The 24,983-nt window shown below is 64.0% G+C and carries 18 protein-coding genes and 1 pseudogene; 13 read left to right on the forward strand and 6 right to left on the reverse strand.

Going from position 1 to position 24,983, the window contains the following annotated elements; genetic code table 11:
* The first annotated feature begins 84 nt into the window (after positions 1 to 84).
* From Q0687_RS25860 to Q0687_RS25870, 3 genes are all read left to right on the forward strand, one after another.
* The gene (locus tag Q0687_RS25860; protein ID WP_298883262.1) at positions 85 to 903 is read left to right on the forward strand and encodes an ABC transporter permease; all 819 of its coding nucleotides are present in this window, start codon (positions 85 to 87) and stop codon (positions 901 to 903) included.
* Positions 904 to 1,023: 120 nt separating this feature from the next.
* Positions 1,024 to 2,352 (forward strand): polyhydroxyalkanoate depolymerase, encoded by a 1,329-nt coding sequence (phaZ, locus tag Q0687_RS25865; protein ID WP_298883266.1) that lies wholly within the window; start codon positions 1,024 to 1,026, stop codon positions 2,350 to 2,352.
* 218 nt (positions 2,353 to 2,570) lie between these two features.
* Positions 2,571 to 3,410 carry a SprT family zinc-dependent metalloprotease gene (locus Q0687_RS25870; protein ID WP_298883269.1) on the forward strand — a complete coding sequence of 280 codons (840 nt, stop codon included), beginning with the start codon at positions 2,571 to 2,573 and terminating at the stop codon, positions 3,408 to 3,410.
* Positions 3,411 to 3,546: 136 nt separating this feature from the next.
* Here Q0687_RS25870 and Q0687_RS25875 read toward each other — a convergent pair whose 3' ends face one another.
* Positions 3,547 to 5,757 carry a penicillin-binding protein 1A gene (locus Q0687_RS25875; protein WP_298883272.1) on the reverse strand — a complete coding sequence of 737 codons (2,211 nt, stop codon included), beginning with the start codon at positions 5,755 to 5,757 and terminating at the stop codon, positions 3,547 to 3,549.
* A gap of 167 nt (positions 5,758 to 5,924) precedes the next feature.
* On the opposite strand from Q0687_RS25875, the pseudogene Q0687_RS25880 reads away from it, so the two are divergent.
* Positions 5,925 to 6,351: pseudogene (locus tag Q0687_RS25880) on the forward strand (DUF1330 domain-containing protein).
* A 57-nt stretch (positions 6,352 to 6,408) separates the two neighbouring features.
* Here the strand turns inward: Q0687_RS25880 and Q0687_RS25885 are convergent.
* From Q0687_RS25885 to Q0687_RS25895, 3 genes are all read right to left on the reverse strand, one after another.
* Positions 6,409 to 7,635: an ABC transporter substrate-binding protein gene (locus tag Q0687_RS25885; RefSeq protein ID WP_298883278.1), complete on the reverse strand. Its 1,227-nt coding sequence runs from the start codon at positions 7,633 to 7,635 to the stop codon at positions 6,409 to 6,411.
* A gap of 266 nt (positions 7,636 to 7,901) precedes the next feature.
* Complete coding sequence (locus Q0687_RS25890; protein ID WP_298883279.1) at positions 7,902 to 9,128, reverse strand: ABC transporter substrate-binding protein; 1,227 nt, start codon at positions 9,126 to 9,128, stop codon at positions 7,902 to 7,904.
* A gap of 192 nt (positions 9,129 to 9,320) precedes the next feature.
* Positions 9,321 to 9,728: a DUF1304 domain-containing protein gene (locus tag Q0687_RS25895; RefSeq protein WP_298883282.1), complete on the reverse strand. Its 408-nt coding sequence runs from the start codon at positions 9,726 to 9,728 to the stop codon at positions 9,321 to 9,323.
* Positions 9,729 to 9,776: 48 nt separating this feature from the next.
* Here Q0687_RS25895 and Q0687_RS25900 point away from each other — a divergent pair, with 48 nt between their 5' ends.
* Positions 9,777 to 10,307, forward strand: coding sequence for a methylated-DNA--[protein]-cysteine S-methyltransferase (locus tag Q0687_RS25900; protein WP_298883285.1), 531 nt, complete (start codon positions 9,777 to 9,779; stop codon positions 10,305 to 10,307).
* Positions 10,308 to 10,442: 135 nt separating this feature from the next.
* Here the strand turns inward: Q0687_RS25900 and Q0687_RS25905 are convergent, their stop codons facing one another.
* On the reverse strand, positions 10,443 to 13,232 hold the full coding sequence (locus Q0687_RS25905; protein ID WP_298883287.1) for a [protein-PII] uridylyltransferase: 2,790 nt from the start codon (positions 13,230 to 13,232) through the stop codon (positions 10,443 to 10,445).
* A gap of 214 nt (positions 13,233 to 13,446) precedes the next feature.
* Between Q0687_RS25905 and Q0687_RS25910 the strand changes: the two genes are divergently transcribed.
* The 5 genes from Q0687_RS25910 to Q0687_RS25930 all read left to right on the forward strand — a co-directional run bounded on the left by Q0687_RS25910 (position 13,447) and on the right by Q0687_RS25930 (position 18,776).
* Positions 13,447 to 14,556 (forward strand): aliphatic sulfonate ABC transporter substrate-binding protein, encoded by a 1,110-nt coding sequence (locus Q0687_RS25910; protein WP_298883381.1) that lies wholly within the window; start codon positions 13,447 to 13,449, stop codon positions 14,554 to 14,556.
* Positions 14,557 to 14,560: 4 nt separating this feature from the next.
* On the forward strand, positions 14,561 to 15,346 hold the full coding sequence (locus Q0687_RS25915; protein ID WP_298883289.1) for an ABC transporter ATP-binding protein: 786 nt from the start codon (positions 14,561 to 14,563) through the stop codon (positions 15,344 to 15,346).
* A gap of 54 nt (positions 15,347 to 15,400) precedes the next feature.
* Positions 15,401 to 15,910, forward strand: coding sequence for an OsmC family protein (locus Q0687_RS25920; RefSeq protein WP_008145226.1), 510 nt, complete (start codon positions 15,401 to 15,403; stop codon positions 15,908 to 15,910).
* A gap of 133 nt (positions 15,911 to 16,043) precedes the next feature.
* Complete coding sequence (locus Q0687_RS25925; RefSeq protein ID WP_298883295.1) at positions 16,044 to 16,829, forward strand: hypothetical protein; 786 nt, start codon at positions 16,044 to 16,046, stop codon at positions 16,827 to 16,829.
* Positions 16,830 to 17,099: 270 nt separating this feature from the next.
* Entirely contained in the window at positions 17,100 to 18,776 is a 1,677-nt protein-coding gene (locus Q0687_RS25930; RefSeq protein ID WP_298883297.1) for a PAS domain-containing methyl-accepting chemotaxis protein, read from the forward strand.
* Positions 18,777 to 18,880: 104 nt separating this feature from the next.
* Here the strand turns inward: Q0687_RS25930 and mutS are convergent, their stop codons facing one another.
* Positions 18,881 to 21,619 (reverse strand): DNA mismatch repair protein MutS, encoded by a 2,739-nt coding sequence (gene mutS, locus Q0687_RS25935; protein WP_298883299.1) that lies wholly within the window; start codon positions 21,617 to 21,619, stop codon positions 18,881 to 18,883.
* A gap of 316 nt (positions 21,620 to 21,935) precedes the next feature.
* Here mutS and pcaF point away from each other — a divergent pair, with 316 nt between their 5' ends.
* The 3 genes from pcaF (at position 21,936) to pcaH (ending at position 24,982) form a co-directional block, all read left to right on the forward strand.
* A complete protein-coding gene (gene pcaF / locus Q0687_RS25940; RefSeq protein WP_298883301.1) occupies positions 21,936 to 23,144 on the forward strand; it encodes a 3-oxoadipyl-CoA thiolase in 1,209 nt (402 codons plus the stop codon).
* A 116-nt stretch (positions 23,145 to 23,260) separates the two neighbouring features.
* Positions 23,261 to 24,154 (forward strand): dioxygenase, encoded by an 894-nt coding sequence (locus tag Q0687_RS25945; protein ID WP_298883302.1) that lies wholly within the window; start codon positions 23,261 to 23,263, stop codon positions 24,152 to 24,154.
* A gap of 126 nt (positions 24,155 to 24,280) precedes the next feature.
* The gene (gene pcaH / locus Q0687_RS25950) at positions 24,281 to 24,982 is read left to right on the forward strand and encodes a protocatechuate 3,4-dioxygenase subunit beta (protein WP_298883303.1); all 702 of its coding nucleotides are present in this window, start codon (positions 24,281 to 24,283) and stop codon (positions 24,980 to 24,982) included.
* Position 24,983: the final 1 nt, after the last annotated feature.

The following is a 24,983-nucleotide window of genomic DNA, read 5'->3' on the forward strand; positions in this document are numbered from 1 at the left end:
CCGTAGCTAGCGCGGCTTGGTTGGAAGGCCCCAGGGGACCCGTTACCCCATCTACTGGTTGCTCGCGGACCGCTCGGTGTCGCCATGACCGAGCTCTCCCTCCACCGCGGCATCTCCGTCCAGCGCATCGGCGCGATGATCCTGCGCTATTGGTATCTGTTGCTGTCGTCCTGGCCGCGGCTGCTCGAGCTGTTGTACTGGCCGGCGCTGCAGATCATCACCTGGGGCTTTCTGCAGCTCTACATCGCCCAGAACGCCAATTTCTTTGCGCGCGCCGGCGGCACGCTGATCGGCGCCGTCATCCTTTGGGACATCCTGTTCCGCGGCCAGCTCGGATTCTCGATCTCCTTCCTGGAGGAGATGTGGGCCCGCAACCTCGGCAATCTCATGATGAGCCCTTTGAGGCCGATCGAGTTTCTGCTCTCGCTGATGGCGATGAGCCTGATCCGGCTCGCGATCGGCGTCATCCCGATGACGCTGCTCGCGATCGCGTTCTTTCACTTCAACGTCTACAGCCTCGGCCTGCCGCTGATCGCCTTCTTCTGCAATCTAATCTTCACGAGCTGGTCGGTCGGCATCTTCGTCTCGGGTCTGGTGTTGCGGAACGGACTTGGCGCCGAGAGCATCGTCTGGACCTTGATGTTCGGGATCATGCCGCTCGCTTGCGTCTATTATCCGGTCAGCGTGCTGCCGACCTGGCTGCAATATATCGCATGGTCGCTGCCACCGACTTACGTGTTCGAGGGCATGCGCGCGCTGCTGATCGAGAACACCTTCAGGACCGATCTGATGCTGGACGCGTTAGCCATCAATGCGGTGCTTCTGCTGGCCTCTTTCGGGGCAGTCCTTGCCCTTTTACGCAGCGCCCGGAAGCACGGCTCGCTGCTTGCGGGTGGCGAATAACGTCACTTTCTCGTGGATTCAGGCTGGTTTGGCCGTTGCGGCCACGTAGATGTACGGAACCATGCATTGACGCAATATTACGCATTCGGCAGTATGCTGCGATGCGAAGAGGATTATAATATGCCTATTGGTGAGTTTGGCGGCGCGCCGCCCCTGGCAGCAGAAGGCAGCCCGGTTCTGACGACGCCGATGTACTGGATGTACGAGATGGCGCATGCCTCTCTCAATCCGGCGCGCGCAGTCACCGATGCGACCAAGCTGTTGTTTCAAAATCCGCTGAATCCCTGGGCGCGCACCGAAGTCGGCAAGTCAGTCGCTGCGGCTTGCGAATTGTTCGAGCGCACTACGCGACGCTACGGCAAGCCGGAATGGGGCCTCAACGACACCGAGGTCAACGGCATCCGCGTTCCCGTCGAGGTCCGCTCGGTCTGGGAAAAGCCGTTCTGCAAACTGCTTTACTTCGATCGCAAATTCGCCCGCCCCTTGCGCAGCCCGCAGCCGCGCGTGCTGATCGTGGCACCGATGTCCGGCCACTACGCGACGCTGCTGCGCGGCACGGTCGAGGCCTTCCTGCCGGCGCATGAGGTCTACATCACCGATTGGGCCGATGCGCGCATGGTGCCGCTCAGCGAAGGCCGGTTCGATCTCGACGATTACATCGACTACATCATCGAGATGCTGCATGTGCTGGGTGGCAACACCCATGTGATGGCGGTGTGCCAGCCTTCGGTGCCTGTCGTCGCCGCGGTCTCGATCATGGAAGCGCGGCGCGATCCCTTCGTGCCGACCTCGATGACGCTGATGGGCGGTCCGATCGACACGCGCCGCAATCCGACGGCCGTGAACAATCTCGCGCAGGAGCGCGGCATCGACTGGTTCCGCAACCACGTCATCACCAAGGTGCCGTTCCCGCATCCGGGCATGATGCGCGACGTCTATCCGGGCTTCCTCCAGCTCAACGGGTTCATCAGCATGAACCTCGACCGGCACATGGACGCCCACAAGCAGCTGTTTGCCCATCTGGTGAAGGGCGACGGCGACCTCGTCGACAAGCATCGCGAGTTCTATGACGAATATCTCGCGGTGATGGACCTCTCGGCCGAGTATTATCTGCAGACGGTCGACACCGTGTTCGTGAAGCATTCGCTGCCGAAGGGCGAGATGAGCCATCGTGGCACGCGCGTCGATCCCTCGAAGGTGACGCGCGTCGCACTGATGACGGTCGAAGGCGAGAACGACGACATCTCGGGTCTCGGCCAGACCGAAGCAACACACGCGTTGTGCAGCAAGATCCCGGATCATCGCCGCGTTCATTACGTCCAGAAGGGCGTTGGACATTACGGCGTGTTCAACGGCTCGCGCTTCAAGTCGGAAATCGTGCCGCGCATCCATGATTTCATGGTCTCGGCTGCGAATCCGAGCTCAATGCAGGCGGTTGCAGCCGAATAATCCCGCGATTTCGGCTTTCCCGTCGAAATTTCAGGTCCTGCCGGAGGCTCCGGCAGGGCTTGGTTCCCGCCAGATTCGAGGTATTTAGGTAGTGTTCTAGGAGTGAGTCATCCCTCACCTCTTGGGGGTGTCGCATGCGTCTGGCGGGGGCGAAAAAAGCGGGTTCCAACCCCAGTCTGTAGGGTCTCCCGGACGCCAGACCCCTGTATATTGGGCAAATGATTTGTTTTTGCGCCGAGCGCTTTCCCTGGCGGCGGTTATGGCAGAATCCGGGCGATCTCCTGCTCCCCGGACTGACAGACATGGCCACACGCGCACTCCTCTATCGGCGGCCCCACGAACCGAAGACCCTTGTCATCAGCCACGGATCGCAATTCTTTGCGATTCGGCTGCGCAGACACCGGCGGGCACGTCGTTACACGCTCAGAATCCATCCAAGCGATCGTGAAGCCATCCTCACGATGCCGCCACGCGGCACGCTCGCCGAAGCCAAGGACTTCGCGCAGCGTCACGGCGCGTGGATCGCTGCACGTCTCGGTCGTCTGCCGAAGGCTGCGCCGTTCCAGCCTGGCACAGTGATACCACTTCGGGGCGTTCCCCATCGCATCGTGCATCGCGCAGGCAGCCGCGGCACGGTGTGGGCGGAAATTCGCGACAGCGGTGAGCGCATTCTCTGCGTCGCCGGTGGCCTCGACTATGTCGATCGCCGCGTCAACGACTTCCTCAAGCGCGAGGCGCGCAAGGATCTGCAGCGTTCCGCCGAGACCCACGCCGCCGAGCTAGGCGTAAAGGTGAAGCGGCTCTCGATCCGCGATCAGTCCAGCCGATGGGGCTCCTGCACCTCGGCCGGCTCGCTGTCGTTCTCTTGGCGCCTGATCCTCGCCCCGCCCTATGTGCTCGACTATCTCGCCGCGCACGAAGTGGCCCATCTCGTCGAGATGAACCACTCGGCGCGGTTCTGGCGCGTCTGCGGCAAGATCTGTCCGTCAATGGAGCGCGCCAAGAAGTGGCTCGACACCTGCGGCAACGACCTGCACCGGTATGGGGTCGAGGATTAGGCCTGGCTCTATCGTAACAAGCGGCCGTCATCCCGGCGAAGGCCGGGATCCATACCCACAGGACGTAGTTTGACGACGGCTAGTTCGGTCGCCGCCTACTGTGCATGGGGTTGTTTTCGCGTTTTTGTTTTGAGGTCTACCTGTTCCCGCCAAACAGCCGATCCATCAGCCAGCCATCAAGCCCCGCGGCGGCTTCCGGCCGCGCATTGACGTTGGCGCGGGTCGGTGGCGGGGCGCGATAGCCGCCATTGCTCACCGACGCAGGCGCTGCCTGCGTCGGCGGCGATATCTGGGACGAGATCTGCACGAGGTTCGACGGCCCCCAACTGGTTTGCAGGTTCGGCAGGGCCGCGACCTGCACGCCCTCGTGAGCCGCACGCATGAAACGGGTCCACACTTCCACCGGCAGGCCGCCGCCGGTTGCCTTCTTGGTCGGCGAGTTGTCGTCATTGCCGAGCCAGACGCCGGTGACGAGGTTGGACGTGTAGCCGATGAACCAGGCGTCGCGATAATCCTGGCTGGTGCCGGTCTTGCCGGCCGCCTGCCAGCCGGGGATCTCGGCCTTCTTGGCCGTGCCCGAGATCAGCGTTTCCCGCATCATTGTGTTCATCATGCCGACATAGCGCGGCTCGATCACCTGGTTGTGCTCGTCGGGTTGCCGCATGTAGAGCAGCTTGCCGTCGAGCGTCTTGATCCGCGTCACCACATGCGGCGTGGCCGCGAAGCCGCCATTGGCGAACGGCGCATAAGCGCCGACCAGCTCGACGACAGAGACTTCCGACGTGCCAAGCGCGATCGAGGCGTTGGGCTCGAGCTTTGAGGAGATGCCGAGCCGGTGCGCGGTGCGCACCACGTTCTTTGGTCCGACCTCGAGGCCGAGGCGGATGGCTACGGTGTTGAGCGACATCGCCAGCGCCTGCGTCAGTGTCACCGGGCCGAAATATTCGTGGGTGTAGTTCTCGGGCTTCCAGCCCTTGACCTCGATCGGCGCGTCCTGGCGGATGGTGTCGGGCGTCAGGCCCTGTTCCATCGCGGTCAGATAGACGAACGGCTTGAACGAGGAGCCGGGCTGGCGCTTCGCGGTCACCGCGCGGTTGTACTGGCTCTCTGAATAGTTCCGGCCGCCGACCATGGCGCGCACCGCGCCATCGGGCGTCATCGCCACCAGCGCGCCCTGGCTGACATTGAACTTCACGCTCTTGGCCGCGAGCTCGTCGATGATGGCGGCTTCCGCCTGCGCCTGGAGCTTGGGATCGATCGTGGTCTCGACCTTGATGCTGTCGTCGATCTGGCCGACGAGATCGTCCAGCACCTCGCCGATCCAGTCGGCGACGTAGTTCACCGTGCCGGCGCCGACAGGCTTCACATTATAGGAGGGGTGTCCGATCGAGGCCTGAGCCTGCGCCTCGGTGATGAACTTGGCATCCGCCATCGCGGCCAGCACGACCTGCGCGCGCTGCTCAGCGCCTTCCGGATTGCGGTTGGGCGCAAGCCGCGAGGGCGACTTGACCAGGCCCGCCAGCATCGCAGCTTCCGCGATCGTGACGTTCTTGGCCGGCTTGCCGAAATATTTTTGCGCGGCGGCTTCGATGCCATAGGCGCCGGAGCCGAAATAGACGCGGTTGAGATAGAGTTCCAGGATCTCGTTCTTGGAATGCTTGCGCTCCAGCCAGATCGCGAGTTCCGCCTCCTGCAGCTTGCGCGCTATGGTGCGTTCCTGGGTCAGGAACAGATTTTTCGCCAGCTGCTGCGTCAACGTCGAGCCGCCCTGCGACACGCCGCGATGGAGCAGATTGGTCACCAGCGCGCGCAGGATGCCGATGGGATCGATGCCGAAATGCGAATAGAAGCGGCGGTCCTCGATCGCGATGAAGGCCTTGGGCAGATAGGGCGGCAGGTCCTTCAGCGACACATTCGCGCCGGCCATCTCGCCGCGCTGCGCCAGCAGGGTGCCGTCCACGCCGACGATCTGGATCGTCGGCGGGCGCTTGGGAATCTCCAGCGACTGGATCGGCGGAAGATGCGCGCCGACCCAGATCACGACGCCGATCACCGCGATCACGCCCCACAGGCTGAGCACGGCGCCCCAATAGACGAGGCGGCCGAGGCCGGCGCTGATGGACGATTTCGACCGGCGCTTCGCGCCGCTGCTTTTGGCCGCTGCCTTGCGCTCGCGCGGCGGCTCGTCGTCGGTAGCTTCGGCCTTGCGTTTGCTGGCGGATTTCTTCGGCTTGTCGTCGCCGCCGCCGGGAATGCGATCGGCCGCCGTCAGGCGCAGATCGGCGAGCGCCGCGGGCAAGCCGAACAGCGGCTCCTTCCGCCCACCCTTTTTCTTTGCCGACCCCATACGCAAACGCCCGGTCACCCCGCCCCGCCGCACGCTAGCGGTCGCTGTTTAAGGCCCGGTTACCCCAAGCGTTAACGCGTGATTAGGAGATGCGGCATTCGCTAGCCGCAGTTCCGCTCATTTGACCGCGGGGCTAGGATCGCGGTCATCAAGAAGAGGGAACACCTATGGGCCACATCGATCCGACCAAGGAGATCTTCGCGCAATTCCGGGAGAACGACCGCCCCGGCCCGATCCACATGCTCAATCTGGTCCGCCTGCGCAAAGAGGCGGCCTATCCCGACGGCCGCAAGGCCAGCGGCGCCGAAGCCTATGCAGCCTATGGTCGCGAGAGCGGCCCGGTGTTCGAACGCCTCGGCGGCCGCATCGTCTGGCAAGGCCGGTTCGAGCTGATGCTGATCGGCCCGCAGGAGGAGCGCTGGGACCATTGTTTCATCGCCGAATACCCCAGCGTCGCCGCCTTCGTCGAGATGATCCGCGATCCCGTCTATCGGGAAGCGGTGAAGCATCGCCAGGCCGCGGTGGAGGATTCGCGCCTGATCCGGCATGCTGTGCTGCCGGTGGGGAAAAACTTTTGGGGAGATACCGGAGTAGGCGCCGTCAAAAAAATCGGCGGCCCTAAGGCCGCCGATTGCATTCAGAGCTCTTCGACTAGCCCGCCGGGCCCGCATCCTCCATGATCGGACCGAAAAGTTCCCAGCGCTCGCCGTTGAACTTCATCATCTGAAGCTGCTTGTTGACGCGGTAGTCGGTCGGCGAGGTGTTGGCCTTGATGCCGGGCAGGGACAGGTCGAGCTCCACGTCCTTCAGGCTGGTGGCAATCTTCATGACGTTCTCGCGAGTGAGGTTGTCGCCGCATTTCTGGAGGACGTAGGCCATCAACTGCGAGGTCGAGTAGCCGTAGCTGTTGAAGCTCGAGTCCTTGTCGCCTTCCGGATAGTACTTGGCCATGAACTCGAAGTACTTCTTCATGCCGGGATCATCCTTCCAGGTCGGGTCGAGCGGATCCTTGCCGTAGTTGACGCTGATCACGCCCTTGGAGGCCTCGAGTCCCGCGGGCTTCATCACGGCGCCGACCGAGGTGGCGTTGATGTCGAGGATCTGCACCGGATGCCAGCCGAGCTCGGCGATCTTCTTGATCGCCTGCGCGGCCTGCTTCGGCGTGGTCGCGCTGAAGAACAGGTCGGCACCGGCATCCTTGATCTTGAGGATCTGCGAATCGACGGTCGGATCGGAGACTTCGTAGGACGCCTCCGCGACGATCATGCTGGAGGCCTTGTCTCCAAGGCCCGCCTTGATGCCGTTCAGATAGTCTTTTCCGAGGTCATCGTTCTGGTAGAGAATCCCGATCTTGGCGTTCGGATGATTCTTGATGATGTATTGGCCGTAGATGCGGCCTTCGACGAAGTAGTTGGGATTGAAGCCCATCGTCCAAGGGAAGTTCTTCGGGTCCGTGAACTTCGACGCGCCGGTGGCGGCGAACAGCTGCGGCACCTTCTTGGCGTTGAGATATTTCTGCACAGCTGCGTTCGACGGCGTGCCGAGGAGCTGGAAGGTGAGCAGGACCTCGTCGCTCTCGACCAGCTTGCGCACCTGCTCCACGGCCTTGGGCGGCGAATAGGCGTCGTCATATTGGATCAGGTTGATCTTGCGGCCGTTGATGCCGCCTTGATCGTTGATCATCTTGAAATAGGCGGCCTGCGTCTTGCCGATCGTGGCGTAGGCGGAGGCGGGACCGCTGAACGGGTTGGTCTGACCGATCTTGATTTCGGTGTCCGACGCGCCGGGATCATATTTCTTTTGGGCATTGGCCGCCGAGGCCGACAGCGCCAAAGTCAGCGCCGCGCCAGTGACCAAATGCAAAAATCCGTTCCTCATTCGCATTTCCTCGGTTTGTTATGGCAGATGATCTTTCCGCCGCCACCGGCCTGCGGACGTCATCGCTGGGCCGAAGTGTGGCGGAGGCCCTGCTGCGACGCAAGATGACATGCTGGGCGGCGCGGGAAATTTCGCCTGATCGCCAATAAGACTTTCGGACATGGTTGACGCCCCGAGCCGTTCACAAGGCAGGATGCTCCGCGCCGTCGGCATGGAGCATCCGGCCCAGTTCTCGGACCGGACCGGGCCGAGGTCTCCGGGCCGTGCTAACCCGCGGGCCCCGAATCCTCGATGATCGGTCCGAACAGCTCCCAGCGTTCGCCGTTGAACTTCATCATCTGCATCTGCTTGTTGACCCGGTAGTCGTTCGGCCCGGTGTTGATCTTGATACCGGGCAGCGCGAAGCTCGGGGTGAAGTCCTTGATGTTGGCGACCTGCTTCATCACGTTCTCGCGCGTCAGATCATCGCCGCATTGCTTCAAGACCTGGACCAGCAGCTCGGCCACCGAATACCCGTAGGTATTGACCGTGTTGAGCTTGTCGCCCTCCGGGAAGTATTTGTCCATGAAGGCGAAGAACGCCTTCACGCCGGGATCGTCCTTCCACTGGGGATCGCCGGGCTCCTTGCCGTACTGCGTCGAGATGATGCCCTTGGAGATATCGAGTCCGGCCGGCTTCAATGTTGCCGAGATCGGGCTCGCATTGATGTCGAGGATATGCACCGGCGTCCAGCCGAGGTCGGCAAGCTTCTTGATCGCCTGTGCCGCGAACTTCGGCGTGGAGGCGTCATAGAATAGATCGGCGCCCATCGACTTCAGCTTGACCACCTGAGAGTCTACCGTGGGGTCGGTGACCTCGTAGGAGACCTCGCCGACGATCATGCTGGCGGCCTTGTCGCCGAGTCCGCTCTTGAGGCCCGCGAGATAGTCGCGGCCCATGTCATCGTTCTGGTAGAGAACACCGATCTTGGCGTTCGGGTGTTCCTTGAGAATGTACTTCGCGTAGATCCGCCCTTCGGAGATGTAGTTGGGATTATAGGCGATGGTCCAGGGATAGTTCTGCGGATCGTTGAAGCGCGCCGCCCCGGTGGAGGCCAGCAGCTGCGGGATCTTCTTTCCGTTGAGATATTTTTGCACGGCAGCATTGGCCGCGGTGCCGATGATCTGGAAGGTGAACAGCACTTCGTCGCCTTCGACGAGCTTGCGCACCTGCTCGACGGTCTTCGGCGGCGAATAGGCATCGTCATATTGGATCAGATTGATCTTGCGGCCGTTGATGCCGCCCTGGTCGTTGATCATCTTGAAATAGGCGGCCTGGGTCTTGCCGATATTGGCGTAGACGGAGTAGGCGCCGGAGAACGGCACGGTCTGGCCGATCTTGATTTCGGTGTCGCTGGCACCGGTGTCGTATTTCTTCTGGGCGAGGGCTTGGTTGGCGGAGAAAGCGAAGGCGAGCGCCGCCGTGGCAGCTAGATAGGCTCTGCTGATCTTCATGTTGCTTGTTCCTCCTGACGGAATTTTCCGGCCGATGGTCTTTTCCCGTTGCTTGCAACGGTCGCCATCGCTGCCGGAGAGTGTGGAGGAACGGCAGGCGCCGCGCAAGGATCGCTGCGCCGCGCTGTCGTGTCGCGGGCTAGGCCAAGTCTCTCAGGCCGACGTCTTAAGCAAGCGTCTTAGGCCAGCGTCTTACGCCAGGAACAATGCCACCAGCGCGATCGCGGCCGGCAGCGCCTGCACGATCAGGATGCGCGTGCTGACGGTGGCCGCGCCGTAAGCGCCGGCCACGATCACGCAGAGCAGGAAGAAGACCTTGATCTGGAACGCGAAGGCCGGATTGCCGTGGACGAGGCCCCAGATCAGGCCGGCAGCGAGGAAGCCGTTGTAGAGGCCTTGATTGGCCGCCAGCACCTTGGTGATCTCGGCCTTCTCAGGCGTATTGCGGAATGTCTTCAAGCCGAGCGGCTTGTCCCAGAGAAACATCTCCAGGATCAGGAAATAGGCGTGCAAGGCGGCGACCAGCGCCACCAGGATGTTGGCAATCCAGATCAACTCGAGCTCCCCCAAAAGCGTCAGCTTTCGGGTGGACGTTAGCATGCCAGGCATGGCAAACGCGATGCCGTGTTTCGATGCAGAGATGCCGCCATGCCCGTGCGATCGATCAGGACATCTGAACGCTTCGGCCTCGATCGCCTAACGACGCCGATCGGAATCGCGTTGCTCGTCACCGACGTCGATGGTGCGTTACGCGCGCTCGACTGGGACGACTACGAGCATCGCATGCGCGAGCTGCTGCGCCTGCAATACGGCGCGGTCGATCTCAGTGACCGGCCCGCACCGCCGCCAGTGCGGACGGCGCTATCGCGCTATTTCGAAGGTGATCTCGGCCAGCTTGCAGGTATTGCATGGCGCATCGCCGGCACGCCATTTCAGCAGAAGGTCTGGACTGCGCTTGCAAAAATCCCCGCCGGTACCACGATGAGCTATGGCGCGCTCGCCGCCAGGATCGAAATGCCAAAGGCGATCCGCGCCGTCGGCCATGCCAACGGCTCCAACCCGATCAGCGTGGTGCTGCCGTGTCACCGTCTGATTGGCGCGGACGGCTCGTTGGTGAAGTATGGCGGCGGCCTGGAGCGCAAGCGCTGGCTGCTCCGGCATGAGGGGGTGGAGATATGAGGGCGTGGTGTGCGCCAATCTCTCCGCTTGTCATTCCGGGGCGCCGCGGAGCGGCGAGCCCGGAATCCATCCTGCCACCTGTTACGCGGATAAATGGATTCCGGGCTCGCGCTCCGCGCGCCCCGGAATGACGGCTCACGCCGCCGGCGCAACTACCTTGTCGCCGGCCATCACATGGGTCAGTGCGCTCTTGATCGCGGCCTGGCGGGTCGGCGCGTTGATCTGCGCGCCGAGCAGATCGGTCACGTAGAACACGTCGCGGGCGCGCTCGCCGAAGGTCGCGACGTGCGCCGAGGCGATGTTGAGGTTGAGCTTCGAGATCGCGGTGGTCAGCTCGTAGAGCAGGCCGGGACGGTCGAGGCCGGAGACCTCGATCACGGTGTAGCGGTCGGACCATTGGTTGTTGATGGTCACCTCAGGCTCGATGACGAAGGGCCGTGCCTTGCTGCGCACGGTGCGCCGCGCCACCACTTCAGGCAGGCGCAGCTTGCCTTCGAGCACGTCCTCGATCATCTCGCCGATGCGGGTGGCGCGCCGTCCTTCGTCCTCGTCACGATCGTATTCGCGCGAGATCGAGATCGTATCCAGCGCGCGGCCGTCGGTCGTGGTGTAGATTTGGGCGTCGACGATGTTCGCACCGGCCGAGGCGCAGGCGCCCGCGATGATCGAGAGCAGCCAGGGATGGTCGGCGGCAAAGATCGTGAGCTCGGTGACGCCGCGCACCTCGTCGAAGCCGACATTGATCGCGAGCTTGTGGCCGGCCTGCTCGCTCGATCGCACGAAGCGCGCGTGGCGAATCTTTCGCGGCAACTCGACCTTGAGCCAATAGGCCGGATAGTGCCGGCCGATATAGGCATCGAGCTCGTCCGCCGGCCATTCGGCGAAGGCGTGGCGGAATTCGGCGTAGGCGGCGGTGAGGCGCTTGCCGCGGTCGACCTCCGAGAAGCCGCCGGTCAGCACCGGCTCGGTCTCGTAGTATAGCGAGCGCAGCAGCTGTGCCTTCCAGCCGTTCCACACGCCCGGACCGACGCCGCGGATGTCGGCCGTGGTCAGGATGGTGAGCAGCTTCATCTGCTCGACCGACTGCACCACGGCGGCGAAATTCTCGATGGTCTTGCGGTCGGAGAGATCGCGCGACTGCGCCACCGTGGACATCGTCAGATGTTCCTCGATCAGCCATGCCACCAGCTCGGTGTCGGCCGCGCTGAAGCCGAGCCGCGGGCACAGCCGCCGCGCCACCTTGGCCCCTGCGATCGAGTGATCTTCCGGCCGTCCCTTGGCGATGTCGTGCAGCAGGGTCGTGATGTAGATCACCGCGCGATGCTCGGGGCGAATCTTGCGCATCAGATCGCTGGCGAGGGTGAATTCCTCGATGCCGCCGCGCTCGATGTCCTGGAGGAAGCCGACGCAGCGGATCAGGTGCTCGTCCACGGTGTAGTGATGATACATGTTGAACTGCATCATCGAGACGATCTTGCCGAAGGCGCGGATGAAGTGACCGAGCACGCCGGTCTCGTTCATTCGCCGCAGCACGATCTCGGCGTTGTCGGAGGTGAGGATCTCCATGAACAGCCGGTTGGCGTCGGGATTCTCGCGCATTTGCGCGTTGATCAGGCCGAGCGAGCGCGTCACGTCGCGCATCGCGTCCGGGTGAAAGGCGAGGTTGTTCTTCTGCGCCAGGCGGAAGATGCGGATCAAATTGACCGGATCGTGTTTGAAGACGTCGGGCGCGGCGACGTTGATGCGGTTGTTGTCGACGATGAAGTCGTCGCTCTCGGGCACCCGCCGCTTCGCCGGTGTCGGGCGCAGCCGCGCCATCATCCGGCTGAGTACCGGGGCCGGCTTGGCCTGCTGGTCCTCGAGCTTGGCGCAGAGGATGGCGGTGAGGTTGCCGACTTCCTTGGCGACCAGGAAGTAGTGCTTCATGAAGCGCTCGACGTCCTGCATGCCGGGATGCGAGGTGTAGCCTAGCCTGACGGCGATCTCGCGCTGGAGGTCGAACGACAGGCGCTCCTCGGGCCGGCCGCAGTAGAAATGCAGATTGCAGCGCACCGACCAGAGGAAGTCGGCGCAGCGGCGGAAGCTGCGATATTCCTGCGCGTCGAACACGCCGCGTTCGACCAGCTCGTCGGTGTCGCGGACGCGATAGACATATTTGGCGATCCAGAACAGCGTGTGGAGGTCGCGAAGCGCGCCCTTGCCGTCCTTGACGTTGGGCTCGACCAGATAGCGCGACTGGCCGCCGCGGCGATGGCGCTCCTCGCGCTCGGCGAGCTTGGCGGTGACGAATTCAGACGCGGTGCCCTGCACCACTTCCTTGTCGAAGCGCGCGACCAGTTCGTCATAGAGCGGCTGGTCGCCGGTGAGGAAGCGCGTTTCCAGGATGGCGGTGCGGATGGTCATGTCGCCGCGCGCCTGCCGGATCGATTCATCGACCGAACGCGTGGCATGGCCGACCTTCAGACCCATGTCCCAGAGGCAATAGAGAATAGCCTCGGCCACCTGCTCGCCCCAGGCGGTCTGCTTGTAGGGGAGGATGAAGAGCAGATCGATGTCCGATTCCGGCGCCATCAGGCCGCGGCCGTAGCCGCCGGTCGCCACCACCGCCATGCGCTCGGCGCCGCTCGGGATTGGTGAACGATAGAGATGGCGGGTCGCGGCCGAATAGAGAATGCGGATGATCTCGTCCTGCACGTGACACAAGCGCTCGGCGCAGCGGCGGCCGTGACGGTCCTTGAGCAGGATCGCCTGCGCGGCGCCGCGCGCGGCGATGAGTTCCGCCTTGAGCAGTTGCGCAACCGCGGTGCGGAACGTGTCCTCGCGGCCCTGATGCTTTTCGGCAAGCGCGTCGACCGCAGCGGTGATCCGCGCGGTGTCGAAACGATCATCCAGCTGTGGCTTATGCTCGGTCGTAACACTATCCATGTCTCACCGGATATAAGAGGCGGCAGGCGCTGTCATCAGCCATTCTCTGGCAATAGTCGTTCCATGCTGGAAATCGCCGGCATCGAGCAAAATTGTTCTCGGGTCCCGCGCTTTCAAGGGTGGGATTTTCTCATTGACCTCTAGATATAACTCATTGAAAAACAATGAAGTTTTAGGGAGGCTGGGCACGGTTGACGCAACACGACGTAGGCTGCTGGCGGGGGCTGTTTCGCTCGCCGTGGCCCCCGCGGCGCGGGCCGCCGACCCGCTCAAGGAAATCCGCCTCGACTGGGCGACCTACAATCCGGTGTCGCTGGTCCTGAAGCAGAAGGGCCTGTTGGAGAAAGAGTTCGCCAAGGACGGCATTACCGTTACCTGGGTGCAGTCGGCCGGCTCCAACAAGGCACTCGAATTCCTCAATGCCGGCTCGATCGATTTCGGCTCTACCGCGGGCTCGGCAGCACTGGTCGCGCGCATCAACGGCAATCCGATCAAATCGATTTACGTCTATTCGCGTCCCGAATGGACGGCGCTGGTGACGTCAAAGGATTCCAAGATCGCTGATGTCGCTGATCTCAAGGGCAAGCGCGTCGCGGTGACGCGCGGCACCGATCCGCACATCTTCCTGGTGCGGGCGCTGCTGGGCGCGCGGATGACCGAAAAGGACATCACGCCGGTGCTGCTGCAGCACGCCGACGGCAAGACCGCGTTGATCCGCGGCGACGTTGACGCCTGGGCCGGCCTCGATCCGATGATGGCGCAGGCCGAGGTCGAGGAGGGCGCGAAGCTGTTCTATCGCAACGCCGATGCCAACACCTGGGGTATCCTCAATGTGCGCGAACAGTTCCTGAAGGACTATCCGGACATCGTTCGCCGCGTGCTCGCCGTGTATGAAGAGGCGCGGAAATATTCGCTGGAAAATTACGACGAGCTGAAGAAGACCTTCATCGCCGTGACCAAGCTGTCCGATGTCGTCGTCGACAAGCAGCTCAAGGAACGCACCGAGCTCACCCACAGCCGCATCGGCGCCCCGCAGCGCGAGTCGATCCACTTGGCCGGCCTCGCCCTCCAGCAGGCCGGCGTCATCGACGCCAAGGTCCTTGGTCTCGGCTGGATGTTCGTAGTCGCCGCCGAGCTTATCGGCGCCTCCGAAGGCCTCGGCTATCTCCTGCTGGACGGCCAGCAGCTCGGCAAGCCGGCGCAGATCCTCGCCGCCATCGTGATCTTCGCCATTCTCGGCAAGTTCACGGACTGGCTGATCGAGGTCGCCGCCGCGCCGTTCCTGCGCTGGCAGGACGCCTTCTCGCGCGCGAGAGGAGCGTAAGGCGATGCTGGCGCTTGACCGGGTCAGCAAGGCCTATCCGAACGGCGTCGAGGCGCTGGCCCGCTTCTCTGCCGAGATCAGGCAGGGCGAGATCATCGCCATCATCGGCGGCTCCGGTTGCGGCAAGTCCACGCTGCTCCGCGCCATCGCCGGTCTCGACCGCGCCAGCTCGGGCACGGTGACGCTCGACAGCGAGGCGATCTCTTCGCCGCACGCCAAGATCGGCATCATCTTCCAGGAACCGCGGCTTCTGCCTTGGCTCAGCGTCGCCGACAATATCGGTTTTGGACTCGCCGAGTTGCCGGCGGCCGAGCGGCGCACGAAGGTGGCGCGGGCGCTGGAACGCGTCGGCCTCGCGGACAAGGCGCAGGCCTGGCCGCGGGAGCTCTCCGGCGGGCAGGCGCAGCGTGTCGCGATTGCCCGTGCGCTGGTGCCGCAACCCGAAGTGCTCCTGCTCGACGAGCCGTTCTCCGCGCTTGATGCCTTCACCCGTCGCGATCTGCAGGATCATCTGCTCGACCTCTGGGCCGACACGCGCCCGACCTTGATCCTGGTCACACACGACGTCGACGAGGCCGTGGTGCTGGCCGATCGCGCGCTGGTGATGCGGCCGCGGCCGGGCCGGCTGTTCGACCAGATCGAGATCAATCTGACCCGTCCGCGTGATCGCAATTCGCCGCTGTTCGAGAATTTCAAGCGAAGTGTGCTGACGTCACTCGACCGTTCGCTCGATCGCAACGTGTCCGACCGTGACGCAACCCAGGGTCCCGGTCAGGCCATGTGGTGGTGACATTTCCGCCCCGAGCCGGTACATCGAGAGGCAATTTTCCCGGGAGAGAACAAGATGGATGCTGCAGAGCTGCGCCAGATGCAGGCCCCGATCAAGGAGCGCTACAAGACCGATCCCAAGACCGCGCTGATCACGCTGAAGGCCAAGGGCTCGACCGACAGCGAAGGCATCGCCTGCAAGGTCGAGACCGGTCGCGCCATCGCGATGGCCGGGCTGCATCCCGCCACCGGCGGGTCCGGCCTCGAGCTCTGCTCCGGCGACATGCTGCTGGAAGCGCTCGTTGCTTGTGCCGGCGTCACACTGAAATCGGTCGCGACCGCGATCGAGGTGCCGCTCAAGACCGGAAATGTCTACGCCGAGGGCGATCTCGATTTCCGCGGCACGCTCGGCGTCGACAAGGAGACCCCGGTCGGCTTCGCCGAGATCCGCCTGCGCTTCGAGGTCGACACGCCAGCGCCGCAGGACAAGCTCGATCTGCTGCTCAAGCTCACCGAGCGCTATTGCGTGGTCTATCAAACCATCAAGAACGGCCCGAAGGTTTCGGTGTCGATGCAGCGGATGTGATCACTGTCGTCCCGGCGAAAGCCGGGACCCATACGCCGTGTCCCATCGATTGAAGCATTGCTGCCCGACGGCTTTTGCTCCCAACGTATAGTCGTGGTTATGGGTCCCGGCCTGCGCCGGGACGACAGATTGCATGCCCGCCGACCTCTCCCTCATCCTCTTCCTCCTCCTGCGCATGGCGATCGCGGCGGCGTTCGTCGTGTCGGCGTCTGTCATCACCGAGCGTTCCGGGCCGGTGATCGGCGCGCTGGTCGCAACGCTGCCGGTTTCCGCCGGGCCCTCCTACGTCTTCCTCGCGATCGACCACGACGCCGCATTCATCGCGCAGGGCGCGTTGTCGAGCTTGCCGATCAATGCCGCGACGATCTTCATGGGCCTCACCTATGTCGTGCTGGCGCAGCGGCACAGCTTTGCCGCGAGTGTCGGGAGCGCCATGGCAGTCTGGATCGCACTGGCGTCCATCATCCGTCTGTTCGACTGGACCTTGGCAGCCGGGCTCGCGGTCAACCTGATTGCCTTCGGCATCTGCATTCCGCTGCTCGCACGGTATCGCCACGCGAAGATGCCGCTGGTGACGCGCCGCTGGTACGACATTCCCTTCCGCGCGTCATTAGTTGCAACGCTCGTCGCGATTGTCGTCTCGACATCGGGCTGGGTCGGTCCGCGCGTCTCCGGCGTCATCGCGCTCTATCCGATCGTGTTCACCAGCATGATGGTGATCCTGCATCCCCGCATCGGCGGTCCGCCGACTGCAGCAGTGCTCGCCAATTCCGCCTGGGGCCTGCTCGGATTCGGAATGGCGATTGCGGTGCTGCACGTCGCGGTGGTGAAATTTGGATCGACGGTAGGTCTTTGTCTTGCGCTTGCAACCTGCGTGACGTGGAACCTGGCGCTGTGGTGGAATGGGCGCCGAAGATGACGCGTCGAAACGTAAGCATTTCACACGGAATTTTTGCGGTGATCCGCCGCGTAGTTCTGCGGTGGTTGGCTGCGGTATTTCGATAGCGTCGTTAATTTAATCTTTGTGCCTTGCCCGTAAATGTACTCGTCACATGCCGCGGCGGCCCGAATTGAATGTGGGCCTGAAGTTCCACCAGTGCACCCGAGTAAAACGAGCCGAAGATTTTCGAGCGCGAGGGCGATGCTGCCTGCGCAATGCAAGACAATTTCTCAACGAGGAGACATTTGAATGTTCGGTCGCAAGTCCCAAGGTGATGCACAGGCTCGGCTCGATGCCATTGGCCGCTCGCAGGCGATGATCGAATTCAACCTTGATGGGACGATCGTCACGGCGAACAAGAATTTTCTCGATGCCCTCGGCTATCGGCTCGACGAAATCCAGGGCAAGCATCACTCCATGTTCGTGCCGTCCGACCAGCGCGACACCGCGGAATACAAGGCGTTCTGGGCCGCGCTGAACCGCGGCGAGTATCAGGCGCGCGAATTCAAGCGAATCGCCAAGGACGGCCACGAGATCTGGATCGAAGCATCCTACAATCCGGTGCTCGACGGCGACGGCAAGGCGGTGATGGTCGCCAAGATTGCGACCGACATCACTGCGAAGAAAATCCGGAGCATGACGGACGCCTCCAAGATCGCCGCCAGCAGCCGTGCCCAGGCCGTGATCGAGTTCAAGCTCGACGGCACCATCGTCGCTGCCAACGAGAATTTCTGTAACGCGCTCGGCTATTCGCTCGCCGAGATCCAGGGCAAGCATCACAGCATGTTCGTCGCACCCGCCGAACGTGACAGCGCCGCCTATCGCGAGTTCTGGGCGAAGCTCAACCGCGGTGAATACCAGGCCGGCGAGTTCAAGCGCATCGGCAAGGGCGGCCGCGAGGTCTGGATTCTCGCTTCCTACAATCCGATGCTCGACGAGAACGGCAAGCCGTTCGGCGTCGTCAAATACGCAACGGACGTGACCGCGGAGAAGCTGAAAAACGCCGACCGCGCCGGCCAGATCGAAGCCATCGACAAGGCGCAGGCCGTGATCGAGTTCAACATGGACGGCACGATCATCACCGCCAACGCTAACTTTCTCGCTGCGCTCGGCTACTCCCTGGCTGAGATCAAAGGCAAGCATCACAGCATGTTCGTCGAACCCAGCGAGCGTGACGGCACGGCCTATCGCGAGTTCTGGGCTGCGCTCAACCGCGGCCAGTACCAGGCGGGCGAATACAAGCGCATCGGCAAGGGCGGCAAGGAGGTCTACATCCAGGCCTCTTACAACCCGATCTTCGATCTCAACGGCAAGCCGTTCAAGGTCGTGAAATACGCCACCGACACCACCAAGCAGGTGCTGGTCCGCATGGGCAACGAGCGCGTCCGCGGCATGATGGAATCGGTCGCCGCCGGCTCGGAGGAGCTCAACGCCTCGGTGCGGGAAATCTCGGAAGCGATGACCAAGTCCCGCGAGACCGCGATGAGCGCAGTCGATCAGGTCGCCGCCGCCGATGCCCAGGCCCAGCGCCTCACCGAAGCCGCGCAGGCGATGAGCGGCATCGTCGAGATGATCAACAGCATCACCGGCCAGATCAATCTGCTGGCGCTGAACGCCACGATCGAATCCGCCCGTGCCGGCGAGGCCGGCCGCGGCTTTGCCGTGGTGGCGTCCGAAGTGAAGAGCCTCGCCAACCAGGCCAAGCAGGCGACCGACAAGATCGGCCAGGAGATCGGCAGCCTCAACGGCATCTCCGGCGACGTCGTCAGCGCACTGGGCTCGATCAAGCAGGCGATCAACAACGTCAGCGAATACGTCACCTCGACCGCTGCCGCGATCGAGGAGCAGAGCACGGTCACGAACGAGATGTCGACCAGCATGCAGCGCGCCGCCGCGGAGGCGGCTGCGATGGCGGCAAGGGCGTAGGGCAAAAGATCACAATGTCATTCCGGGGCGCCTCGAAGAGGCGAACCCGGAATCTCGAGATTCCGGGTTCGATGCTTTGCATCGCCCCGGAATGACGGCAGCTCTCACTGCTTCGGCAGCTTGGCCTTCAACGCATAGAGCGCATCGAGGGCCTCGCGCGGCGACATCTCGTCGGGGTTGAGCGCCTTCACGGCGTCCATCAGCAGTTCGGCCTCGGTCGGCGGCGCGGCTTCGGCGGCGGCACGCGAGGGCACCGCGAACAATGGAAGATCGTCGGCGAGCGCGCGGGCGGTCTGGCCGCGGTCCTGCGCTTCCAGCTTCGCCAGCACCGATTTGGCACGTGTGATCACGGCCGGCGGCAGGCCCGCAAGCTTGGCGACCTGGATGCCGTAGGAGCGGTCCGCCGAGCCGGGCAGCACCTCATGCAGGAACACGACATTGCCCTGCCACTCCTTCACCCGCACCGTCGCGTTGAACATGCGCGGCAGCTTGGCCGAGAGCGCGGTCAGCTCGTGATAATGCGTCGCAAACAGCGTGCGGCAGCGATTGTTCTCGTGCAGATGCTCGATCGCGGCCCAGGCGATCGACAGACCGTCAAAGGTCGCGGTGCCGCGGCCGATCTCGTCAAGGATGACAAGCGCGCGCTCGCCCGCCTGGTTGAGGATCGCGGCGGTCTCGACCATCTCCACCATGAAGGTGGAGCGGCCTCGTGCGAGATCGTCAGCGGCGCCGACGCGCGAGAACAGGCGATCGATGATGCCGATCCGCGCGCGGGTTGCCGGCACGAAGCTGCCGATCTGCGCCATCAAGGCAATCAGCGCGTTCTGGCGCAGGAAGGTCGATTTACCGGCCATGTTCGGGCCGGTGAGCAGCCAGAGCTGGCCGGACTTTTGCGCTGGCGCAGGCGAGAGGTCGCAGGCGTTGGCGATGAACGGCTCGCCATTGCGCTTGAGCGCCTGCTCGACCACGGGATGGCGTCCGCCCTCGATGGCAAAGCCGAGCGAGCCGTCGACCTCGGGCCGCACGTAATTCTCGTCGACCGCGAGTTTCGCCAGTGACGTCGCAACGTCGAGCAGCGCAAAACCTTGCGCCGCGGCGCGTAAGTCATCGCTGATCGCGAGCGCCTTGGCGCACAGCCGCTCGAAGATCTCGAGCTCGAGCCCGAGGGCGCGATCGCCGGCATTGGCGATCTTGGCTTCGATCTCGCCGAGCTCCGAGGTGGTGAAGCGCACCTGGCCCGCCAGGGTCTGGCGATGGATGAAGGTCGCGTTCAGCGGCGCCGACATCAGCTTGTCGCCGTGCTGCGCGGTGACCTCGACGAAATAGCCGAGCACGTTGTTGTGGCGGATCTTCAGGGCCTTCACGCCGGTGTCGTCGGCGTAGCGGGCCTGCATCGAGGCGACGACGAGACGCGAGGCATCGCGCAGGTTGCGGGCTTCGTCGAGCGCGGATTCGTAGCCGGCACGCACGAAGCCGCCGTCGCGCTTGATCAGCGGCAGCTGCTCGTCAAGCGCGCTGGCAAACTCGGAAGCGAGCTCGCGCGAGGGACGCTGCAGCGCCGCCATCACGGCAGCGATCTCCTGCGGCGGCTGGTCGAGCTCGGACAGCCGCGCCAGCACCTGGTCGGCGGCGATGATGCCGTCGCGCAGGCCAGCGAGATCGCGCGGGCCGCCGCGACCGACCGAGAGACGGGCCAGCGCGCGCGACATGTCGGGCGCGCCGCGCAGGATGCTGCGGACATCCTCGCGCGTCGCCGAATCCGTAACGAAGGCACCGACGGCATCGAGCCGCCGTGCGATCGCCGGCGCATCGGTCAAGGGCGCCGCGAGCCGCTGCGCCAAAAGGCGCGAGCCGGCCGAAGTCACGGTGCAATCGATCGCATCGAGCAGCGAGCCGCGGCGTTCGCCGGCGAGCGTCCGCGTCAGCTCGAGATTGGCGCGCGTCGCCGGATCGATCGCCATGGTCGCGCCGGACGCTTCGCGCGCAGGCGGCGACAGCGGCGGGTGCTTGCCGACCTGGGTGCGGTCGACATAGGTGACGGCGGCAGCCGCGGCCGTAGCCTCCAGCCGCGACAGCTGCGCCAGCCCGTCCATGGTCGCGACCGCAAAATAATCGCAGAGGCGCTTCTCGGCGGTGGCGCTGTCGAACACGTCGCGGGTCACCGGCGTCACGGCCGGCAGCTCGCGAAAGATCTGGCCAAGTTCGTTATCGCTATAGAGCGCGTCGGTGACGACAGCCTCGTTCGGATTGATGCGGGCGAGCGTCGCGGCGAGTTCGCCGCCTGAGACTTCCGTCACCGAGAATTCGGCGGTCGAGATATCGATCCAGGCCAGCCCGAAGCGGTCGCCGCCGGCGGATGAGCGCGCCCGCGCGATTGCCAGCAAATAATTGTTGGCGCGCGCATCGAGCAGCGTGTCTTCCGTCAGCGTGCCCGGCGTCACCAGCCGCACCACGCCGCGGCGCACGACGCTCTTGTTGCCGCGCGCCTTCGCCGCGGCCGGATCCTCGGTCTGCTCGCACACCGCGACACGATGGCCGGCTGAGATCAGGCGATGCAGATAGTCCTCGGAGCGCTCGACCGGCACGCCGCACATCGGGATGTCGTTGCCCTGATGCTTGCCGCGCTTGGTCAAGACGATGCCGAGCGTTCTCGAGGCGATCTCGGCGTCCTCGAAGAACAGCTCGTAGAAATCGCCCATCCGGTAGAACAGCAGCAGACCCTGATGCGCCGCCTTGATCTCCAGGTACTGTTCCATCATCGGCGTGACGCGCGCGGCGGCTTCCGCCGGTGGCGCGGACGCTTCGTCGGGGGGCGGTAAAGGAACGGGCTGTTGCATGGTCATCAGAGCGTTTTCGAGTGAAGTGGGTACCGGTTCGCGTGAAGAAACGCGTCAAAACAGCAATCTTGGAGCGCGGTCCTGACCGCGCTCCAAGGCGGCGCAACCTACAAAATTTCGCCTCCTGCTCCTATCGCTTTGGCCCGATAGGGGAGGTTTTCCACGTTGTCCGCACCGCGGCATGCGCTGGCGGCGTGCGGGCCTGTCGGAACGCGCAAGCAACCGTCAATTGACCTGCCGCGGGCGCCCTCCTAAAACTCCGCCGACATCCAAGAATTTTGGAAGAATTTTCGCCGAACCGCGGCATTCAGGGAGAACAACGATGCGTGACGTCTTTATCTGCGATGCCGTGCGGACCCCGATCGGCCGTTTCGGCGGCTCGCTGGCCAAGGTGCGTGCCGACGACCTCGCCGCCACCCCGATCAAGGCGCTGATGGCCAAGCACCCGAATCTCGACTGGGCGCAGGTGGATGAAGTGTTCTTCGGCTGCGCCAACCAGGCCGGCGAGGACAACCGCAACGTCGCGCGCATGGCGCTCCTGCTCGCGGGCCTGCCCGACTCGGTTCCCGGCCAGACCCTGAACCGGCTCTGCGCCTCCGGCCTCGATGCGGTCGGCGGTGCCGGGCGCGCCATCCGCTCCGGCGAGATCGAGCTTGCGATCGCCGGCGGCGTCGAATCCATGACCCGCGCGCCCTTCGTGATGGGCAAGGCGGCGGAAGCCTTCTCGCGTTCGGCCGAGATCTTCGACACCACGATCGGCTGGCGCTTCATCAATCCGCTCTTGAAGGCGCAGTACGGCGTCGATGCGATGCCGGAGACCGGCGAGAACGTCGCCGAGGAATTCCAGGTCTCGCGCGCCGACCAGGACGCCTTCGCGATACGCTCGCAGCAGCGCGCCGGCAAGGCGATTGCGGCGGGTTACTTCGCGGAAGAGATCACCCCGATCACCATTCCCGGCGGCAAGGCCGGCCCGATCACTGTTGACAAGGACGAGCATCCGCGTCCCGAGACCACGCTCGAAGGTTTGGCAAAACTGAAGCCGATCGTGCGCAATCCCGGCACGGTGACCGCCGGCAACGCCTCGGGCGTCAATGACGGCGCCGCCGCGATGATCCTCGCCTCGGAGGCCGCGGTGAAGAAGCACGGCCTGACGCCCCGCGCGCGCATCCTGGGCCTCGCCTCGGCCGGCGTGCCGCCGCGCATCATGGGCATTGGACCCGTGCCCGCGACCCGCAAGCTGATGGAGCGGCTGGGCAAGAAGATCACCGATTTCGATCTGATCGAGCTCAACGAGGCCTTCGCTTCGCAGGGCATTGCCTGCATGCGCCAGCTCGGCGTGGCCGACGATGCCGACTTCGTCAATCCGCATGGCGGCGCCATCGCGCTTGGCCATCCGCTCGGCATGAGCGGCGCGCGCCTCGCGCTCACCGCCGTGCACGGCATGGAAAAGCGCGGCGGCAAGCTGGCACTCGCCACCATGTGCGTCGGCGTCGGCCAGGGCGTGGCTGTTGCGATCGAGAAGGTGAATTGACGGTCCACTGCGTGGACCGTCATCCCGGGGCAAGCCCGACAGGGGTGAACCCGGGATCTCGAGATTCCGGGTTCGATGCTTCGCATCGCCCCGGAATGACGCGGAGAGATAACACCATGATCATCGAGCGCGAGCAGGACGTTACGGCCGCGGCCCTTGCGGTGATGGAGCGGACATCCGATCCGCGGATGCGGCAGATCATGATGTCCTTGGTCAAGCATCTGCACGGCTTTGTCCGTGATGTCAGGTTGACCGAGAAGGAATTCCGCGACGCCACCGCCATCATCGCCGAACTCGGCAAGCTGACCACCGACACGCATAACGAAGTCGTGCTGATGGCCGGCTCGCTCGGCGTCTCGCCGCTGGTGTGCCTGCTCAACAACGGCGATCAAGGCAATACCGAAACCGATCAGTCGCTGCTCGGGCCGTTCTGGCGGTTGAACTCGCCGCGGGTGGAGAATGGCGGATCGATCGTCCGTTCCGAGACGCCGGGCGCGCCGCTGTTCGTCAATGGCCGCGTCGTCGACAAGGACGGCCGCCCCGTCGCGGGCGCGGAGGTCGATGTCTGGCACGCCTCGCCGGTCGGCCTCTACGAGAACCAGGACCCCGAGCAGGCCGACATGAATTTGCGCGGCAAGTTCACGACCGATGCCGACGGACGTTTCGCCTTTCGCTCGGTGATGATGGTCGGCTATCCTATTCCGACCAATGGCGTGGTCGGCCGCCTGCTGGAGGCGCAGAGCCGGCATCCCTATCGCCCTGCGCATCTGCACGCCCTGATCTTCAAGCCCGGCTTCAAGGTGCTGATCTCGCAGGTCTACGATCCCAACGATCCCCATATCGACAGCGACGTGCAGTTCGGCGTGACGCAGGCGCTGATCGGCAAGTTCGTGCGTCACGAGACGCCGCACCCGACCGCGCCAGACATCACACCCCCCTGGTATTCGCTCGACCACATCTACCGGCTCGAGGCCGGGGAGGCGGTGCTGCCGCGTGCGCCGATCAAATAGGGCCCGCCGGCCTGAAAGCCGGGCGCCAAGGGGTGCTAAAGCCGCTTCCCTAGATTAGTTATATTCTATAATGATTGGCGCAAATGTGGTCCGGCCGGACCGAAATGGCCGGGGAGGAGTTCGCCAATGACATTCATCTATCCCACCGACAGCAACAAGGCGCATCCGCTGCCGCTGTCGCCCGAGTACAAGAGCTCGATCAAGCGCGCGCCGAACAAGCCCTTGATCCCGATGCGCCACACGCTGTCGGAACTGACCGGCCCGGTCTACGGCCACGAGACCGTGCGCGAGGGCGACAACGATCTCACCACCCAGCACCAGGGCGAGCCGCTCGGCGAGCGCATCATCGTGCACGGTCATGTCCGCGACGAGGACGGCCGCGGCGTGCCCAACTCGCTGGTCGAGATCTGGCAGGCCAATGCCTGCGGCCGCTACGTCCATGTCCGCGACCAGCATCCGGCGCCGCTCGATCCCAACTTCACCGGCGCGGGCCGCACCGTGAGCGACGCATCAGGCTATTATCGCTTCGTCAGCATCAAGCCCGGCGCCTATCCCTGGGGCAATCACCACAATGCCTGGCGCCCCGCGCACATCCATCTGTCGGTGTTCGGCCATTCCTTCGTCAGCCGCCTGGTAACGCAGATGTACTTCCCGGGCGATCCGCTGTTCCCGTTCGATCCGATCTTCAACTCGGTGCCGGACGAGAAGGCGCGGATGCGCATGGTCTCGTCATTCGACCTGGAGAACACCAAGCCCGAATGGGCGCTGTGCTACCGCTTCGACATCGTGCTGCGCGGCAAGAACGCCACCCCCATGGAGACCAAGTAAC

Source organism: uncultured Bradyrhizobium sp. (assembly GCF_936928535.1).
Taxonomy (GTDB): domain Bacteria; phylum Pseudomonadota; class Alphaproteobacteria; order Rhizobiales; family Xanthobacteraceae; genus Bradyrhizobium.

What these genes read in the sequence shown, in the direction of transcription:
- pcaH (WP_298883303.1), top strand. Translation starts at nt 24,281, where the DNA reads ATGACATTCATCTATCCCACCGACAGCAACAAGGCGCATCCGCTGCCG.
- Q0687_RS25890 (WP_298883279.1), bottom strand. Translation starts at nt 9,128, where the DNA reads ATGAAGATCAGCAGAGCCTATCTAGCTGCCACGGCGGCGCTCGCCTTC.
- Q0687_RS25860 (WP_298883262.1), top strand. Translation starts at nt 85, where the DNA reads ATGACCGAGCTCTCCCTCCACCGCGGCATCTCCGTCCAGCGCATCGGC.
- mutS (WP_298883299.1), bottom strand. Translation starts at nt 21,619, where the DNA reads ATGACCATGCAACAGCCCGTTCCTTTACCGCCCCCCGACGAAGCGTCC.
- Q0687_RS25920 (WP_008145226.1), top strand. Translation starts at nt 15,401, where the DNA reads ATGGATGCTGCAGAGCTGCGCCAGATGCAGGCCCCGATCAAGGAGCGC.
- Q0687_RS25875 (WP_298883272.1), bottom strand. Translation starts at nt 5,757, where the DNA reads ATGGGGTCGGCAAAGAAAAAGGGTGGGCGGAAGGAGCCGCTGTTCGGC.
- phaZ (WP_298883266.1), top strand. Translation starts at nt 1,024, where the DNA reads ATGCCTATTGGTGAGTTTGGCGGCGCGCCGCCCCTGGCAGCAGAAGGC.
- Q0687_RS25925 (WP_298883295.1), top strand. Translation starts at nt 16,044, where the DNA reads ATGCCCGCCGACCTCTCCCTCATCCTCTTCCTCCTCCTGCGCATGGCG.
- Q0687_RS25905 (WP_298883287.1), bottom strand. Translation starts at nt 13,232, where the DNA reads ATGGATAGTGTTACGACCGAGCATAAGCCACAGCTGGATGATCGTTTC.
- pcaF (WP_298883301.1), top strand. Translation starts at nt 21,936, where the DNA reads ATGCGTGACGTCTTTATCTGCGATGCCGTGCGGACCCCGATCGGCCGT.
- Q0687_RS25930 (WP_298883297.1), top strand. Translation starts at nt 17,100, where the DNA reads ATGTTCGGTCGCAAGTCCCAAGGTGATGCACAGGCTCGGCTCGATGCC.
- Q0687_RS25945 (WP_298883302.1), top strand. Translation starts at nt 23,261, where the DNA reads ATGATCATCGAGCGCGAGCAGGACGTTACGGCCGCGGCCCTTGCGGTG.
- Q0687_RS25870 (WP_298883269.1), top strand. Translation starts at nt 2,571, where the DNA reads ATGATTTGTTTTTGCGCCGAGCGCTTTCCCTGGCGGCGGTTATGGCAG.
- Q0687_RS25895 (WP_298883282.1), bottom strand. Translation starts at nt 9,728, where the DNA reads ATGCTAACGTCCACCCGAAAGCTGACGCTTTTGGGGGAGCTCGAGTTG.
- Q0687_RS25885 (WP_298883278.1), bottom strand. Translation starts at nt 7,635, where the DNA reads ATGAGGAACGGATTTTTGCATTTGGTCACTGGCGCGGCGCTGACTTTG.
- Q0687_RS25900 (WP_298883285.1), top strand. Translation starts at nt 9,777, where the DNA reads ATGCCCGTGCGATCGATCAGGACATCTGAACGCTTCGGCCTCGATCGC.
- Q0687_RS25915 (WP_298883289.1), top strand. Translation starts at nt 14,561, where the DNA reads ATGCTGGCGCTTGACCGGGTCAGCAAGGCCTATCCGAACGGCGTCGAG.